Source organism: Rhizobium aethiopicum (assembly GCF_900094625.1).
In the GTDB taxonomy this organism is placed as follows: domain Bacteria; phylum Pseudomonadota; class Alphaproteobacteria; order Rhizobiales; family Rhizobiaceae; genus Rhizobium; species Rhizobium aethiopicum.
Genome location: NZ_FMAJ01000043.1, coordinates 1 through 15,042, shown reverse-complemented (window position 1 = coordinate 15,042; position 15,042 = coordinate 1). Strand labels below are relative to the sequence as shown.

The following is a 15,042-nucleotide window of genomic DNA, read 5'->3' as shown; positions in this document are numbered from 1 at the left end:
CAGCGTCTCACCGTCGATGCGGTCGGTCTTCGCCCGGCGATGCCGGCGCGGCATAGCGATTGAGGCCGCCTCTACAATGTGGCTCTCTATCCAAGCTTCCTGGCTCAGCACTCGTCCCAGCCAGAAGCCATCAAGTCCGGCCTCTTGGATCATCACCAGTGGGTAAAGTATGTTCTTTCGCCGCTTGGCTTTCTGGCGAAGTGCAGCAAAGCACGCAAACAAACCGGCGATGTCGCCTCCTGTGACGGTGTGTCGGGACATCTTTTCGCTACAAGGTGACAGTGCTGTCACGAGCCATGTTGATTTGCTTAATTCCAACGAGATGAAAATTGCGCCAAGATCGACGAGAGTAGCGGTCTGCGCTTGAGATTGATCTGCTGTCATCGGCATGGTTGGCCTCCAGAGAGTTTTCTAGCGACCTCACTCTGCCACGGTGTAGGCCGCTACTCACCCCTGATGGGATCTCAACTGCAGCAAAACGTCGAATGAAAAGGGGCCAGGTTCCTAGCAAGGCGCGACAGTCACATCGCCAAATCAAGATAGGGGCCAAGTTTCATCCTTCAGTGGATCGCCTCAGAGATCATCGCGGCTTTATTTATGTTCTGACATCCGAATCTTGTGGGCAGGAACGACGCGTCGCTCGAGCCATAGATACGCGGCAGCTGTCCAGGAGAATCCATGGCCGCCGCAGCCTTCGCCGGTGACGGGGTTGAAATATTCGGCAAAACCTTCCGCTTCGATCGCCGCAATCGTTGACTTCCGCAGCTCTTCGGCGCTGTCCGCGTGGCCATTGCGCTTCAGTCCGTCGATCAGCAGCCAGTTGATGATCGCCCAGGCGGGGCCGCGCCAGTAGCGCTTCGGCTCCCAGCTCGCGATGCCCGGCTTGGTGGTCGGGAAGGCGACCTTGAGGCTCTTGGACCAAGCCTTCATCTCATCGACCAATGCATCCGCGACGGGTTTTTCGAGGTCGAGCGCGAGGAGCGGGATGAAGCCTGCTTGTGTTGCTGCCTCGATATCCTGGCCAGAAATGAGATCGCGCGAGACAAAGCGTGACAGGGCAGGGCGCCACTGGGCGAGCATCCCCTTCCGGGTCAACACATTCAACGCTGCGATCTCGGCCGCGTCGTCTACCCGGCCAAACGCGCGCGCAAGGGCTTCCAAGTCTTCGCCGGCCTTGAGCAGGATCGCGGTCGTCTGGATCTCGGCGACCTTGAATGGCGCCTTTTCCCATTGCTTCGCCGGATCCCAGCCGCAGGCGGCATAGGTATCGACGAGATGGATGAAACGGCGATAATCCTCGTCGCGCGGGCGCATGTCGGCATCTACGTGGCCGGTATCCTTGCGCTCGACAGGCGTATCGGTGGTGATCGGTACGCGGGCGAGTGCGATGTCCCAGGCGGGAGAATTGTCGCTGCCGCTTTCCCACGGATGCAGCAGCGCGACGAGACCGGTGCCATCGGGATCGCGGGCGGAATACCACCAGCGATGCCATTTCAGCGCTGCCTCGTAGAGGCGCAGGGTGCGCTCCTCGGCATCACTGCCTGCGGCTTCATGCAGCCTGCGCAGTGCGATCGCGAAAACCGGCGGCTGGGTTATGCCGGAGGTCGGAATACGGTGCTTCGTGCGCCAGACATTCGGTCCCGGGAAATATGTGTCGCTTGGCGCGTGGAATACGATATGCGGAATCATCCCGTCGGCCCACTGGCCCTCGACCAGCCGCTCCAACTCGCGATAGGCGCGGTCTATATCGTAGAGCGCGAAGCCCATGGCGACGAAGGCCGAATCCCAGTTCCATTGGAAGGGGTAAAGCCGGTCGGTCGGCACGGTATAGCCGCCGCGATCGTTGGCGGCGAGAATGCGCTTCGCCTGGTCGATATGCACGTTCATTTCGGATACTCCGGTCTTCTTAGGCCAAAGCGGCCGGAAAGGACTTGCCGCTTTCGGGAGAAAGCCAGGTGATGCGCTTCTGGTCGAGCTTCAGACCGATCGTGTCGCCGCTCCTCACGGTTTCCGAGGCCGGCAGGATGACACGCACCGGCTGGTCGTGAATCGAGCCGGTCAAAAGCAGGTGCGATCCCATCGGCTCGGCAACACGCACTCTCATTTCGAGGCCCTGTGGCAGCGGCGCGAGTTCGACGGCCTCGCCGCGCAGGCCCAGGATGATTTGATCGCCGGATTCCTGTGGCGCGGCAAGCTGTTCGGAGCCCGCCGCCACCTGACCATTCGAAACCGGGACCTGGATGAAGTTCATCGGCGGGTTGCCGATGAAGCCGCCGACGAACCGTGTTGCCGGGTGGCTGTAGATCTCGACCGGGTGGCCGACCTGCTCGACCACGCCGCCATGCATGACGGCGATGCGGTCGGAAAGGCCCATGGCTTCCGTCTGGTCGTGGGTGACATAGATCGTCGTGGTACCCGCCGCTTGCAGTACGGTCTTGAGCTCGGTGCGCATTTCGAGGCGCAGCAGCGCGTCGAGGTTCGAAAGTGGCTCGTCCATGAGGAGAACCTTTGGTTCGACGGCAAGGGCACGGGCGACCGCGACGCGCTGGCGCTGGCCACCGGAAAGCTTGTTCGGGTAGCGGTCGAGATATTGCTCGATATGCAACAGGCCTGCGGCCTTCTCGACTTGCGCATTCACGCGTGCGTCGTCGGCCTTCTGCATCCGCAGCCCGAAGGCGACATTCTCATAGACCGTCATATGCGGAAAGACCGCATAGTTCTGGAAGACCATCGCAAGGCCACGATCCTTGGGAGGCAAGCCGATCACCGACTGGTCGCCGATACGGACATCTCCCGATGTTGCTGTTTCGAGGCCGGCGATGATGCGCAGCAGCGTGGTCTTGCCGCAGCCGGACGGACCGAGCAGCGAGACGAATTCGCCGTCGTTGATCGTCAGCGAGACCTCTTTCAGCGCCTGGAAGGCTCCGAAGCTCTTGTGGATGCGGTCGATGACAATATTGGCCATAGCTCTGGTCCCGTTATTTGGAGGAAATGCCCCAGATCGCGAAGAGGTAACGTCTGACTGCGAAGATGAAGACAACCGAGGGAAGGATGAGCATCAGGCCCCCGGCAAAGCGATAATGCATCGGGCTTTCCGACAGCACCGTCAGCAGGTAGGCGGTCAGCGTGCGGTTGCGCACTGTCAGCACCGAGGCGGCAAAGACCTCGTTCCACGAGATGACAAAGGCAAAGACCGCGGTTGCGACGATGCCGGGAAGCGCCAAGGGTGCCACCACCTTGAAGAAGGCCTGGATGCGGGTGCAGCCGAACACCCAGGCGGCTTCCTCCAACTCCTTGGGCACGCCGAGGAAAATGCCCTGCGTGACGAGTGCCGCGAAAGGCAGCGCCAGGACCGTATGGATGAGGCCGACGCCGAGGATGGTATCGTAGAGGCCGAGCCGAATGAAGGAGACCGTCAGCGGCAATGCCAGGATCGCCAGTGGGAAGGCGCGGGTCAGCAGCACCAGAAGCCTGTAGCTGTCCTTGCCGTGAAACTCGTAGCGGGCGAGCGCATAACCGGCAGGCGCGCCGAGCAGGATGGACAAGGCGACTGTGATACCTGCAGCACCCAGCGAATTGAGAAAGGACTGGACGACGCCTTCGGTCTTCAAGAAGAGAAGGAAGGGCTCGAGCGAAATGCCCGTGGGAAGGCCGGTCTTCGGCCAGACATAGACGCCCTGGCGACCGCCGAGCGCGCCGAGCGCGACCAGATAGATCGGCACCAGCACCCAGGCGCAGAGCGCGACGATGCCACTCCACAACAGCCAGCGGCGCGAGGAGACGAAGCCGGCAGCGTTGGGGATGTCCTTGGTCGTGCTGATGGTATCCGTGGTCATGGCAGGCGCTCCGGATCGATCTTCAGGGCCTTCAGATAGATGAGCGTCGCCGCAAGCGAGATGATCATGATCAGCACCGCGTAGGCCGCGGCGACGCCATAGTTCTGGTTCTGGTTCTGCCAGTTGTAGGCCTCGCCGACGAGAACCGGGAAATTGCGGCCGCCGAGCGCATAGACGACCGCGAAGACCTCGAAGGCGAGCACGGTGCGCAGGATCAGCGCCGATTGCAGAGCCGGGCGGATCAGTGGCAGGGTGATCCGCCAGAAGCGTGTCCACGGACCTGCACCGAAGATTTCAGCAGCTTCCCTGAATTCCTTCGGAACCTGATTGAGACCGGCAACGATGATGACCATGACGATGGCCGTGCCGCGCCAGATTTCGGCAACCGCAATCGCGATGAAGAGCGCGACCGGGGTCTGGTAGGAAAGCCAGCTTGCCTGCCTGCTGATAATACCGAGGCCGAAGAGCAGCGAATTCAGATAGCCGGTATTCTGCAGGATCGACAGCCAGACGAGACCGGCGGCGAGATCGGAGATGCCGAGCGGGATTGTCCAGATCCACAGGATCGTCTCGCGCCCGCGGCCGACCTTGGCGACCATTGTGCCCATGGCAAGCGCAATGGCGATCTGCACCGGCACGACCGCGATCGTCAGCAGGAAGGTGTTCTTCACCGAGCGCGTGAAATTGATGTCGGTTACCATGCGCTCGGCATTCGCTAGCGACGGCGCGCCATTGTCCGAAACCGCCAACCAGATCGTCTGCACCAGCGGCACCACAAACAGCAGCGCGAGAAAGGCGACGGATGGCAGGATCAGCAGGTAGGGAATCCAGGGTCGGCTATTGGTCATCGGCTTCTGCCTCGATGAGCAGAGGGTTGAAAGAGCGCCCGGGCACTCCGCCCGGACGCGTCTCGGGCGGATTTATTCGACCGGGCAGGGGCCGTCGCTCTTGGCATCAGGCGCCCAGCAGGCAGCTTTCGTGTCGGTCATCAGCTTGGCCATCGTGGCGCCCTGGGTCTTCAGCACGTCTGCAACGGGCTCGTTCTGCAGCACGATGCGCTGGAAACTGTCCATGTAGACCTTATTAAACTCACCGCCTTTGTCGCCAAGACCGACTGGAAGCAGCGAGATGATAGCGTCCTTGGACGCCTGGGTGGCGGTGACCGCACCAGCGAGAAGGGCGACGCCGGCGTCGAGATCCGGCGGCAGCTTGACGTTCAGGGTTGGAAAGAAGCCAACCTTGGAGGCGGTCAGGAGCTGCGTGTCCGGCATGGAAAGGTGCTCGATGATCTTTTCTGCACCGGCCTTGTCGGGCGCGCCCTGCGGAATGGCGAGACCAGCAACGACTGGCATGTAGCCGCGACCCTTGGGACCGGCGGGAGCGGGGAAGACCACATAATCATCCGGCGCGGCGGAAATGGCATTCTTCAGCCGGGCGATGTGGTCCCAGGCGACCATGACTTCACCGGCAGCGAGCGGCTCCTGCATGAAATCGTAGCTGGTGGAGTTCGGTGTCACATAGGCCCAAAGCGTCTTTAGCTTCTCCCACCCGGCGGCCGCATCGGCGCTCTGGAAGGTCCGCACGACACCGCCCGTGAAGGACGGATAGAAATAGCCCTGGAAATAACGCGCCATAAGCCCCTTCGGGCCGGCCGGGAAACCGATCTGCGGCTGGCCCGTCGCCTCCTGCATATTCTTGCCCCACTCGATCAGCTGATCGTAGTTCAGCGCGTTCACGTCGGCGCCAGCCGGCAGGTATTGCAGCGCTTCCTTCTTGGCAGCCATCACATAGGTCGCCTGCATCCACGGGATGTACTGCTGGGTCGGCTTGCCGAGCTTGCCAAGGTCGAGCAACGACTGCGGCATGCCGCTTGCTGCGAGCTTCTTGGCGAGATCGTCGAGTGGCGCGAGCGTGTCCTTATCGGCAAGTGGCGAGAGCTCCCCATGCAGCGCACCGACGAGACTGACGGTGCGCTTACCGGCTTGCCGTTCGGCCTCCATGCGGACAGCAAACTGCGGCGGCTCCTCGACTACGTAATCAACCGAGCCGACATCCTTCAACAGCTCCTCGCGGACGACGGTCGCCTCTTCGATCGGACGGAGCTGGGTAGACACGAAAACCGTCTGGGCAAGCACAGGCGAGGCGAAGGCCAGCACGGTGGAAGCAAGAATTCCAAATGACATGATATGTTTCATCTTCTCCTCCTTCATTGTTCTTTATTTGAAATGCACTTCTGTCTATGCCGCCTTGGCGGGACGACGATGGCTGTCGCGATCGACGAATTCAATCGCGTGAAGCTCCTGGAGTTCTGCGGCGGGCTCCCCGGCAATGGCGCGCAACAGCAACGAGGCGAAGCTCGCGCCGAGGTTTTTGCCGGTCATGCGCATGGTCGAGAGCGGCGGGCTTGTGAAGGCGCCCATCGGCAGGTCATCATGGCCGACAATGCTGATCTGGTTGCCGCCATCGACCTCGCGTAGCGCCCTCAGCGCCCCGATCGCCATTTCGTCCGTGGTACAGACGAGTGCGGTTGGACGCGATGGTTGGCGAAGAAGTTCCAACGCCGCGAGATAACCGCCCTGTTCCAACGGCGCGCCTTCGGCACAGAGGTCGGTCGCTAGGCCGCATTCCTCCATCGCCGCCCGCCAGCCACGGCAGCGGTCATGTGCGAAGTAATATTCCTGCGGCCCGGCGATATGGCCGATACGGCGGTGGCCGGCGGCATGGAAGCGCAGCGTCGCTGCCCGGAAGCCGGCAAAGCCGTCGCCGTCGATATAGGGATGGGGCGCCAGGCTTTCCGTGCGGCCGTTGGTGACGAAGGGAATGCCGCGCGCCTGCAGAAACTCGACGCGCTCGTCCTTCCGCTTGGTGCGGACGAGAAGCATGGCGTCGACGCGGCGGCCATCGACGAAGCGGCGGCAGATGTCGAGTTCGCTATCGCCGCGCGGCACCGGCGCAATCACCAGGTTGAGGCCGGCAGCAGCAAGGTGTTCGGCACAGCCGGACAAAATATCGAGGAAATGCGGAGGGCCGATATGGCCAGGATCGCTCGGCAGGGTGACCGCAACGAGCTCGGCGCGTTGCCGGCGCAGGCGCCGGGCCGACGCATTCGGCCGGTAGCCGACCTCATCGGCAGCCTCACGAACCCGTTCGCGCGTGGAGGCCGACACATCGGCATAGCCGTCGAGCGCACGCGACACCGTGGTGATGGACAGTCCCAAGGATTGCGCGAGCTGTTTGAGATTGGCCAAGATCTGCCTCCCAAGCAAGAAAAAGATTCTCCAAAACGTTTTGGGAGTCAAGTCAAAACTCGCGAAGGCTAAAAGCGGCTCCGAGCCGATCTCATCAGAGTTTCAATGCGGCCCCGGTCGTTTGCGGCCGTCCACCAGATGTGGCATCGGCGCAGCCCACTTCCTTTCCTCACTGCTTTCACGATCGGCAGGAATCGTGCGATGATTGCTCTGTCCTGCCGACAGGAGCCCCCGTGAACCCCAACACCTATAATTGCCTTGTTCTGGACTTCATGGCCATGCGCGCCATGAAGGTCACTGAGTGCGTGCCGGTCGATACCATCATCGACTATGGAATCGACAAAGGGCTCAGCTTGGACGAAGTGGAGGCCGCGTTGATTCACGCCAGCACTCAAGAGTGGATTTTGCTGGTCGGGTCGAATGTGCATCTGTCGCAAGCAGGCTACGCGGCGATTGGGCCTGCGAATGACAACTCGCTCCCCCGCTAATTCTCTCGCGGCAACGTTAAGTCAGACATGCTGCCTCCCGCGCTTTCATCCCACGATTTCTTAGCGATGAGTGGGGGCAAGTAGTCGCAGAATTTCGGTTTCTGCACGAGCTGATGTGTCAACTTCAATGGCGTCCGAAAGCACCCGTGCTTGGCGGCAGGCTCGGCCGAGGTCTCAGCCGAGCCGCTCGACGCGGCGAGTCGTCGGCGGTGCGGCTGTTGCCCGCAGAGACCCCTTTGACGGGAGTTGCTGCAGCAGCCAGGCCGCGGTCTGTGCGGTGATCGTGACGTGCTTGTCGTTGTTACTGCCGATCCAGGCTGTCAGATCCGACGTCGTATCGCCGACGCTGCCGGTCAGGTCGTCGTTGCTGTACACGTCGAGCGAACTCAGGGACAGCGCGCTGATGGTCGGCACGAAACAAGCCGAGTCGTAATTGATCGTCGACGGATAGCCGGCATTGTCGAGCTCGTTGCCGAGGGTGCTGAAGAACGTGTCCGTTCCACCCGGCGCAGATTCGTACTCGGGTGTTTGCTGACCCTCTCCACAAACAGTGACGAAGGTATCTCCGCCGCCGGGAAATTCGAGCGTGAGCTGGCACACAGCATTGGGGAACGTGGTCTTGTTTCCTTCATCATCGTACACGGTGGCGGTGAGCCCCGGTGACGTCATCACAGCCAGGCCCAATCTGGCCACTATTCCGCCTTCCGCCGAGAGCACGTAATCGGAAGCCGGTGTCCCGTTCAGCGTGCCGTCGGTCGCGCCGTTTGAAACGCCGAGCAATGTCGGCTGCTTGGGAAAATTGCCGTTCGCCGACAAATTGTTCGACAGGTTGGCGCGCAGCGGAGAGACACCGGTGGTGATGTCGGAGTAGGTCGTCCCATTGACCCAGTAGATCAACATTTCCTGGGCAGCGTTGCTGTTCAGCAGCGCCGCCGGCGCCTCCACCGATCCATCCTGTGTATAGAGCCAGACACTCTGGATGAAGCCCTGCACGCCGACGGGCACGGATGCACCCAGGTGCGGCGTGTCATACGAAACGTAATAGCTGGTCTGGTGCGGAATGTTGTTGGTCTCCATGTAGGCGAGTGCGTAGCGGGCCACGAGGCCGCCCATGCTGGCGCCGCCGACGACGAGCTCGGTGTCGGACGAGGTCGTGTTGATCGCATACTGAACCGCGGCCATTACAACGCCCGCATTGGCCTCGACATACGTCATGCCGTCGTCGAAGCCGATCAGTACCAGATCGTATCCCTGTGCGAGCAGATCCTGGGCCAGGTTTTGCTCGTTGAAGATATTCCACAACGTGTTGATCGAGTAGCCGCCGGGGAAACCCTCGGCCATCAGCAGCGGATTTGTTAGTGTCGTGTTGCCGCTGCCGTAAAACACGTATGCATAGCCGGTCGCAGTTACACCCTGGAACGTGATCGGTGAATAAAGCGACCACGTCTCGTCCGGTATCGGTGCACTTTGCTCGGCAATGGTGAGCCGACAACCAGTGGCATGGCGACCGGCTCCGGCCAGTCGCACACGAATGCACCGGTGACCGGCGCTCGGATACGTGACATCCACCGGCTCGTCGAGCTTTACATTGCGATAGCCGGTATTGTCATCGAAATCGATCTCGAACTCGCGCGGCGTTAGGCCGGTATTGTCGATCACGAGATCGCTTGGCACAACGTAGCGCACCTGTAGTCCGTCGTGGCGTTCGGGGAGCAGTCGAAGGATGTCGTATTCCTGCTTGCACAGCGGTGCGGCGAAGAATGCCGCCTTGTCCTCGAGCGATCCTGATTGAGGTGTCGGCAACGGGCCGCCAGCACGCACAAAGCGCGACAGTTCGTCGGCAAACGCTTGGCTCGGCGTTCCGTAGCGAATATTTGCTATCGCCACCGGCATGAGACCGCACGCGCGGTGGCGTGCGGCGCGCGCCTCGATCTCCGCCGGCGAAGGCACTGGCGCACCCGCGATGGCGCCGCGATGCAATTCGGAGTAGAGCCACCGCCAATGCCGGGGTTCAACTGGGTCCCTCTGCACGCTGTCGAGCATCGATTCCACGTCGGGCCGGCGCATCAGGGGCCAGCGAAACACACCGCCATGCAGAATGCTGGGATCGGCGACCTCATGCATTCGCGAGCGAATCGTTCGCACTCGTTCGAATGCCGCTCTTGTGTGTCCGGCCGTGTCAGCCATTGCTTGCCTCCATCCGGGATTCCTTCTGTTTCGGGCCGGCCTGGCGTGCCTCGGCGGCGACGCCGACCGAAGCGGTGTCGCCCGACGTGTTCTCGAAACAGAGGCTTTGGCTATCCGAGAAATCGATCTCGACGCCCGGATACCAGCTTCCGCCGCCCTTGAAATTGGTAATTTTCACCCACCAGCCGTTATCGAGGTTGCAGGTCAGCACCGGTTCGTCTCCCAATGTCGCCTGCCAGGTGCCCGACGCTGAGAAACCGATTTCCGAGAAAGGTGCGCCGATGACCGATGCCGTCACCACGCATGTGAGGGCACCTGACAGCGCGACTTCGATGCTGATGGAGCCTTCGCCTGATCCGATCGAATAGTGCTTCCACTGGAAGCCGCCTTGAATCAGTAGCGTGCTCGAGTTCATGGTGACCGTCGGGGTGGCGCCATTGTCGCCTTCATTGTTGAGGCTGTGCCATGCGGATACGTTGAAGAAATCAAATCGGCCGGTTGCGCCATTCTCCAGCCTTGGCATCAACGCCGGAATATCGACAGCCGTGTTCGTCGCCCAGAACGCCGCGCCCGAAGTGTCGTAGAAGACCAGGTTGGCGTTGTCCTGGACTGCCAGGTAACCCGGTGAGGCGTTGTTTGTATTGTAAACAGCCCATAACAGATCTGTACCGTCATAGATGACCAGGTTGCCGTCGGTCTGCACTTCGAAGCGAGCGGCGACGCCAAGATTTGTTCCCGACGCCCAGTACGGGAAGCCCTGAAAGCTTGAATTGGCTACGGGTGGTGGGCCTGCGACTTGGTACAACACCAGGTTTCCGTCCGTCTGCATCACAAGGACGTACAACTCGTTTGCGCTGATTGCCCACTGGTTCGATTGCATGCTGGTTCCGATTGGTATTTCGCCGCGCGGCGCCGCGATCTGATCTCCGAGCGTGACTGTCAAAGGGTCCATCTAAGCCTCCTGCTGTATGCGATTGGTCCAAGCCCTACGGCATCTCCCGCCGTGTGCCACGCCGGGGCATCTACCTTTGGTTGATCCAACAATAATCCACGATGGACCTGACGCCACTACCCGCCCGCATTTATCGCAGGTTGTGGTTAACCGATCATGTGTACTACGGTAGAAGCTTGAGGCATCCAGAACGCGGGCACAGCGCCTAGCCGATTTCACAAAAACAACCGGAGCTCAAACAAAGAGATAGAGCGGCGAAGGCGGTTTGCTTCTCTTGGAGGTCGCCACCTGGCTGCGAGCCTGTCGTCGCCAAGCGGTTGGTCAGTGAGTATGATGGCCGAATGTCTGTCGACGAAGCGCGCTTGTTTTCGTGCCGGATACACGGCGGGCAAGCAGCTCTGCGGACGCCGTTTCGTCCTCAGAGCCGGCCGGCTGCGAATTACCGTCTGGGCGACGGGCGTCATGGAAGCGAGGAAGAAAGCCGAAGCCTACGCTGATTTTCGCGCAGCGAGGAACGGTTGGCCGAAGCCCAAAATGGGCTGGCAATTCCGGGAGGTCAAATGAGCGACATCGACAGGTCTCCGAAGGCGCCAGACCTCTACGTCCATTATTGCGAGCACCAAGGCTGCGACAATTGGGGAAGCTGGGGAAAAAGCCCCTCGGCCGCCGTGGCGACACGATGGTGGTGCTTTGAGCATTTCCCGCATAAATCTTTCGACAGGAACAGGCGCTGAGACGGAAGCTCGAGGCTGCGGAAGGTAGGACGACCGTTCAATGATTGCTGGATTGATACTGTGCGCATCGCTCACCGCCGTCGACGGCGACACCGTGAAATGCGACGGGCAGAACATGCGACTGCTGGGGGAAGGTGTTCCGTTTGCCTCTGGCATCGACACGCCGGAGATCGGGAGCAACGCGAAGTGCCTCAAGGAACGGAAGCTGGCGCTGATCGCCAAGGGCAGGCTGAAAGAGCTCTTGGCTGAAAAGGGCTTGCGGGTCGTCTTCAGCGGCGCGGTGGACAAAACACAATCGCACCGGCCGCTCGTAAACATCTATCGAGCGAACGGCGAAGAAATCGGCAAGAGGCTGCTGCAGGAGGGACTTGCGAGAATGTGGAGCCCGAAGCGACGCATTGATTGGTGTGACTAGCACGACTTCGAAAGAACCACTGTCATGCGCTGAATTCGACATGCAGGGGTTTCGCGATATAATAGAGGGTATTGGCTCGGTGGGTAGCAGCAGGGCACTTAGAGGATGAGCCATGATCGAGAATGCTGTTACTATCTTCGAACGAAACGGTCTGTGGGTCGTATCTGTGGTCGAACATAGCGAAAGGCACGAAAAGGAATTTCTTAAAGAGGAATTCGCACGAGCATACGCGGCTGGCCAGGCAACTCGTATCCAGAAACAAGTTCGGCCGAGAACTTGACGCGTTCGCGCGGATAAACATATCCCGTGAATTGGTTCCCGCATGGAGTTCGGCATGTGTCGCCGCATATACCTCAATTCATCCCCAAATGAATTGATCCACCATTTCCCATTCGCCGACCCGGCGCAATTGACAGTTTGAACGACCACCTCCTCGTTACAACGGCTTCCCTACCCAAGTTTACCCGATCATTGTCCGCGACATCGTAGGGGGATCGAACCTGTCTAGGCCAGTCTTTGCACCAGCTCGATGGGAGTTTCTGCCAACATGGTTGAAGCCGGGCCGGCGTCCGCCATTGATCAACGCTCGTCGCGAAGACATCGCTGCGCATAAGCTGTTCCAGGGGGCTTACAGGTCGCGCCGCTGCCTTATCCCCGTCACTGGCTTCTTCGAGTGGGAAAGACTCTCCGGGACCAACCAAAACAAGCAACCTTATGCCATCGCCATGAAGGATGGAGCGCCCTTCGCTTTGGCAGGCCTATGGGAAATCTGGCACCACCCCGTCGGGTTAGACATTCGTAACTTCGCCATTGTCACCTCCGCACCGAATCAGATGATGGCGGCGATCCATGACCGGATGCCGGTTGTCCTCCAACAGAAAGACTATGATCGCTGGCTATCCCCCGAGCCGGATCCCTCCGACCTGATGAAGCCATTCGATGCGGACGCCATGACTATGTGGCCGATTACCCGCCGCGTAACTACCTTCAGGGACGCTGGGCCGGACATTATCAATCGAGTTGAACTCAGAGCGACATAATTCAACAACTAGATTAGCAAGTTAAGGCTAATTGAATATCCTCGGAACCATGTCATCCTACTATCCTGGCGCCCCTCCTCGCGTTTGGGCGCCTTTGATCACAAAATGCCCCGTAGCTTCTTGCGGGGCATTTTGCTTCTGAATATCGACAGAAGACCTTCGGGATGCTCGAGGGAAGATTCTGATGCGACTAGAGGAATTTCCTCTGTCCAACACCGTACCGGAACCGGACCGATCACTCTTTCGTTTTGGCGGCAGGAGAGCACGGACGTTCCGTGTGATCCTCTTCTTCGTCAACGAACTTGTCCCCGCCTTGGCGGGGGCTTTTTTGTCCGGCAGCATGAAGTTGCTTTATTGAAAATCTCATTTCCACCCAATCCCCCTAAGTCTTGCCGGCCGCTCGTCGATTGACCGGTTCGAACCAATCAGGCGGTCGTATTCTGCCTCGGGGGCCCCGTATGACGCGCCGGCAACATCCAGGAGTATCTGCCGGTTTAAAATTCGCGCGTTGCCTCGCGTCGACTTGATTGCGTGCATGCCCTCCAGAATGTGCAGTTGAACGGTCCCCCTGAACGTCTGACCCCAAGCATCAAAGATAAAAAGTCGTGCGTGAGGGCCATGTCGTGATGGACGACGTCGGACGCCACGATAGACAGCCCACGGTCGCATCTTCGGCACGATCGTGATTTGCGCTCAAGACGTTCTTGGCGGCCTTACCTCGATCATAAACCGTGGCCGGAGCGCGCGCGGAAACGCCTCACCCGGCTGTGCACCCCGCAACTTGCCTCCGAGCACCATTGTCTTCGACCGTTCTTTGAGCGATCAAGAAAGAGCCAGCCGCAATTTTCGCCCTTGCACTCGCGCACGCGTCGGCGATCGCTCCGGCTGGTCAATAGATCGGTAGCAGCAATAGCGAATGGGTAAAAAGCATCAGGCAGACGGTCAAAGGGTAATGTCCAGACGAAGTTCTCATCTGCCTTAATGAGGATCTGCCTCGCGCGGCCCGCTCGGGCTGTCTCGACCACAGTGCGCAATGCTTCGTCAGGGTAGGGTGCTTCGGAGTCCTCTGCAAGGAACAGGGAGTAGATGGCTTCTCTCAACTCGAGCATGCGCATCAGGGTGTCCGTGGCCTTGCCGGGATCAGCGGTCGCGCGTTTCCTCAAGCGTGCCAATCCTCCGGCGTCGATAAGCTGAAGCCTTTCAGTGAACCCCAACACGTCATCGAACGACCGCAGGAAATCCGGCCCCTGACGGCCACGGCGGCTGTCGACGGTGTTTACCAGATCAAGAGCGGGATGCCCGCCACTCAGACGCATGTCGAAAATCGATGAGGCCATGGTACGGAACAAAGAGCCGGTCGCGAGATTGTAACGCTATAAATGGACTTTACACGTTACAAAACAAGGCTCGCTTTATGTCTCCTCGCAAGAATCTCATCAAGTTCCTCATTCTTTGCCTCGTCTGGGGTCTGACCTGGATCGCCGTGAAGACCGGTATCCAAACCGTGTCGCCGATGGTATTTGCGGCTACGAGGTTTCTCTGCGCCGGCTTGTTGCTCTTCGGATGGTCTCTGTGTTCCGGCCGCAGAAGGTTTTTGGCCAGGCGGGATTTGGGCCGAATTATCATTGCTAGCCTGTTGATGATCACACTCTGCTACGGCCCGCTGTTTTGGGGTATGCAGTTCGTTGCATCCGGTACAGCCGCCGTGATCGAAATGTCGCTGACACCGCTCGCTCTTCTCGGCTTTGGAATATTGCTGGGCGAGGAACGCTGGAGCAGCGCCCGGGCCTTTGCCATGGTCATCGGCTTGATCGGCCTCTCACCAAGTCAGTTTAAGAGGAGTGCGGCCTGATTTTCATTTTGCTGGCGCATGGCATCTCTGACGCGGGCATTTGCGATGGTGATGATCTTGCGCATGATAGCGGTAAGAGCCACGCGTTTGGGTTTTGCAGCTTTGAGCAGCGCCTTGTAGGCGGTTGCTAGCGGGTTGTCGCCACGGCAGGCGGCGAGAGCGGCGATGAAGAGCGCGGGTCGGATTTGGCGTCTTCCGCCGGTGGTGCTGCGGTGCCAGCTGGCCTTGCCGCTGTCTTTGGGATGGGGAGCGACCCCGGCGAGACTGGCAATCTGGCGGCGGTTGAGCGT

The 15,042-nt window shown here is 60.0% G+C and carries 14 protein-coding genes and 4 pseudogenes; 6 read left to right on the top strand and 12 right to left on the bottom strand.

The window, feature by feature from the left end:
- The 7 genes and pseudogenes from GA0061105_RS31640 to GA0061105_RS31610 all read right to left on the bottom strand — a co-directional run.
- Positions 1–390, bottom strand: a pseudogene (locus tag GA0061105_RS31640) (IS110 family transposase); the annotation flags it as partial.
- Between the two features lie 201 nt (positions 391–591).
- Positions 592–1,887 carry an MGH1-like glycoside hydrolase domain-containing protein gene (locus GA0061105_RS31635; RefSeq protein ID WP_092755299.1) on the bottom strand — a complete coding sequence of 432 codons (1,296 nt, stop codon included), beginning with the start codon at positions 1,885–1,887 and terminating at the stop codon, positions 592–594.
- Positions 1,888–1,906: 19 nt separating this feature from the next.
- A complete protein-coding gene (locus GA0061105_RS31630) occupies positions 1,907–2,965 on the bottom strand; it encodes an ABC transporter ATP-binding protein (protein WP_092755296.1) in 1,059 nt (352 codons plus the stop codon).
- A 13-nt stretch (positions 2,966–2,978) separates the two neighbouring features.
- Positions 2,979–3,836, bottom strand: coding sequence for a carbohydrate ABC transporter permease (locus GA0061105_RS31625; RefSeq protein WP_092755293.1), 858 nt, complete (start codon positions 3,834–3,836; stop codon positions 2,979–2,981).
- The gene (locus GA0061105_RS31620; RefSeq protein ID WP_092755290.1) at positions 3,833–4,684 is read right to left on the bottom strand and encodes a carbohydrate ABC transporter permease; all 852 of its coding nucleotides are present in this window, start codon (positions 4,682–4,684) and stop codon (positions 3,833–3,835) included. The genes GA0061105_RS31625 and GA0061105_RS31620 overlap by 4 nt, the downstream gene beginning before the upstream one ends.
- Before the next feature lie 72 nt (positions 4,685–4,756).
- On the bottom strand, positions 4,757–6,031 hold the full coding sequence (locus tag GA0061105_RS31615) for an ABC transporter substrate-binding protein (RefSeq protein WP_092755308.1): 1,275 nt from the start codon (positions 6,029–6,031) through the stop codon (positions 4,757–4,759).
- Positions 6,032–6,073: 42 nt separating this feature from the next.
- The gene (locus GA0061105_RS31610) at positions 6,074–7,084 is read right to left on the bottom strand and encodes a LacI family DNA-binding transcriptional regulator (protein WP_092755287.1); all 1,011 of its coding nucleotides are present in this window, start codon (positions 7,082–7,084) and stop codon (positions 6,074–6,076) included.
- A 233-nt stretch (positions 7,085–7,317) separates the two neighbouring features.
- Here GA0061105_RS31610 and GA0061105_RS31605 point away from each other — a divergent pair, with 233 nt between their 5' ends.
- A complete protein-coding gene (locus tag GA0061105_RS31605) occupies positions 7,318–7,572 on the top strand; it encodes a hypothetical protein (RefSeq protein WP_092755284.1) in 255 nt (84 codons plus the stop codon).
- A gap of 174 nt (positions 7,573–7,746) precedes the next feature.
- Here GA0061105_RS31605 and GA0061105_RS31600 read toward each other — a convergent pair whose 3' ends face one another.
- Both GA0061105_RS31600 and GA0061105_RS33145 read right to left on the bottom strand, forming a co-directional pair.
- Positions 7,747–9,759: an esterase/lipase family protein gene (locus tag GA0061105_RS31600; protein WP_141130269.1), complete on the bottom strand. Its 2,013-nt coding sequence runs from the start codon at positions 9,757–9,759 to the stop codon at positions 7,747–7,749.
- Positions 9,752–10,711, bottom strand: a complete 960-nt coding sequence (locus GA0061105_RS33145; RefSeq protein ID WP_208601722.1) for a hypothetical protein — start codon at positions 10,709–10,711, stop codon at positions 9,752–9,754. Before GA0061105_RS33145 ends, GA0061105_RS31600 begins: the two co-directional genes overlap by 8 nt.
- Before the next feature lie 288 nt (positions 10,712–10,999).
- Between GA0061105_RS33145 and GA0061105_RS33705 the strand changes: the two genes are divergently transcribed.
- The 4 genes and pseudogenes from GA0061105_RS33705 to GA0061105_RS31575 all read left to right on the top strand — a co-directional run bounded on the left by GA0061105_RS33705 (position 11,000) and on the right by GA0061105_RS31575 (position 12,900).
- Entirely contained in the window at positions 11,000–11,275 is a 276-nt protein-coding gene (locus tag GA0061105_RS33705; RefSeq protein ID WP_425348787.1) for a hypothetical protein, read from the top strand.
- Positions 11,272–11,489 (top strand): annotated as a pseudogene (locus GA0061105_RS33700) (hypothetical protein). Before GA0061105_RS33705 ends, GA0061105_RS33700 begins: the two are co-directional and overlap by 4 nt.
- Positions 11,486–11,860, top strand: a complete 375-nt coding sequence (locus GA0061105_RS31580) for a thermonuclease family protein (protein WP_141130268.1) — start codon at positions 11,486–11,488, stop codon at positions 11,858–11,860. Before GA0061105_RS33700 ends, GA0061105_RS31580 begins: the two are co-directional and overlap by 4 nt.
- Before the next feature lie 334 nt (positions 11,861–12,194).
- Positions 12,195–12,900, top strand: a pseudogene (locus GA0061105_RS31575) (SOS response-associated peptidase).
- 363 nt (positions 12,901–13,263) lie between these two features.
- Here the strand turns inward: GA0061105_RS31575 and GA0061105_RS33695 are convergent.
- Positions 13,264–13,523 (bottom strand): annotated as a pseudogene (locus GA0061105_RS33695) (Crp/Fnr family transcriptional regulator); the annotation flags it as partial.
- A 99-nt stretch (positions 13,524–13,622) separates the two neighbouring features.
- Positions 13,623–14,237, bottom strand: a complete 615-nt coding sequence (locus GA0061105_RS31565) for a CGNR zinc finger domain-containing protein (protein ID WP_092755278.1) — start codon at positions 14,235–14,237, stop codon at positions 13,623–13,625.
- 77 nt (positions 14,238–14,314) lie between these two features.
- Here GA0061105_RS31565 and GA0061105_RS31560 point away from each other — a divergent pair, with 77 nt between their 5' ends.
- Complete coding sequence (locus tag GA0061105_RS31560) at positions 14,315–14,752, top strand: DMT family transporter (RefSeq protein ID WP_092755302.1); 438 nt, start codon at positions 14,315–14,317, stop codon at positions 14,750–14,752.
- Here the strand turns inward: GA0061105_RS31560 and GA0061105_RS31555 are convergent.
- On the bottom strand, positions 14,728–15,042 hold a 315-nt coding region (locus GA0061105_RS31555), incomplete at its 5' end, for a transposase (protein ID WP_141130267.1). The two genes, GA0061105_RS31560 and GA0061105_RS31555, sit on opposite strands and share 25 nt — an antisense overlap.

Bases quoted from the DNA above. Each gene is read 5' to 3' on its own strand.
- GA0061105_RS31635 (WP_092755299.1), bottom strand. From the start codon at position 1,887: ATGAACGTGCATATCGACCAGGCGAAGCGCATTCTCGCCGCCAACGAT.
- GA0061105_RS31630 (WP_092755296.1), bottom strand. From the start codon at position 2,965: ATGGCCAATATTGTCATCGACCGCATCCACAAGAGCTTCGGAGCCTTC.
- GA0061105_RS31625 (WP_092755293.1), bottom strand. From the start codon at position 3,836: ATGACCACGGATACCATCAGCACGACCAAGGACATCCCCAACGCTGCC.
- GA0061105_RS31620 (WP_092755290.1), bottom strand. From the start codon at position 4,684: ATGACCAATAGCCGACCCTGGATTCCCTACCTGCTGATCCTGCCATCC.
- GA0061105_RS31615 (WP_092755308.1), bottom strand. From the start codon at position 6,031: ATGAAACATATCATGTCATTTGGAATTCTTGCTTCCACCGTGCTGGCC.
- GA0061105_RS31600 (WP_141130269.1), bottom strand. From the start codon at position 9,759: ATGGCTGACACGGCCGGACACACAAGAGCGGCATTCGAACGAGTGCGA.
- GA0061105_RS33145 (WP_208601722.1), bottom strand. From the start codon at position 10,711: ATGGACCCTTTGACAGTCACGCTCGGAGATCAGATCGCGGCGCCGCGC.
- GA0061105_RS31580 (WP_141130268.1), top strand. From the start codon at position 11,486: ATGATTGCTGGATTGATACTGTGCGCATCGCTCACCGCCGTCGACGGC.
- GA0061105_RS31565 (WP_092755278.1), bottom strand. From the start codon at position 14,237: ATGGCCTCATCGATTTTCGACATGCGTCTGAGTGGCGGGCATCCCGCT.
- GA0061105_RS31560 (WP_092755302.1), top strand. From the start codon at position 14,315: ATGTCTCCTCGCAAGAATCTCATCAAGTTCCTCATTCTTTGCCTCGTC.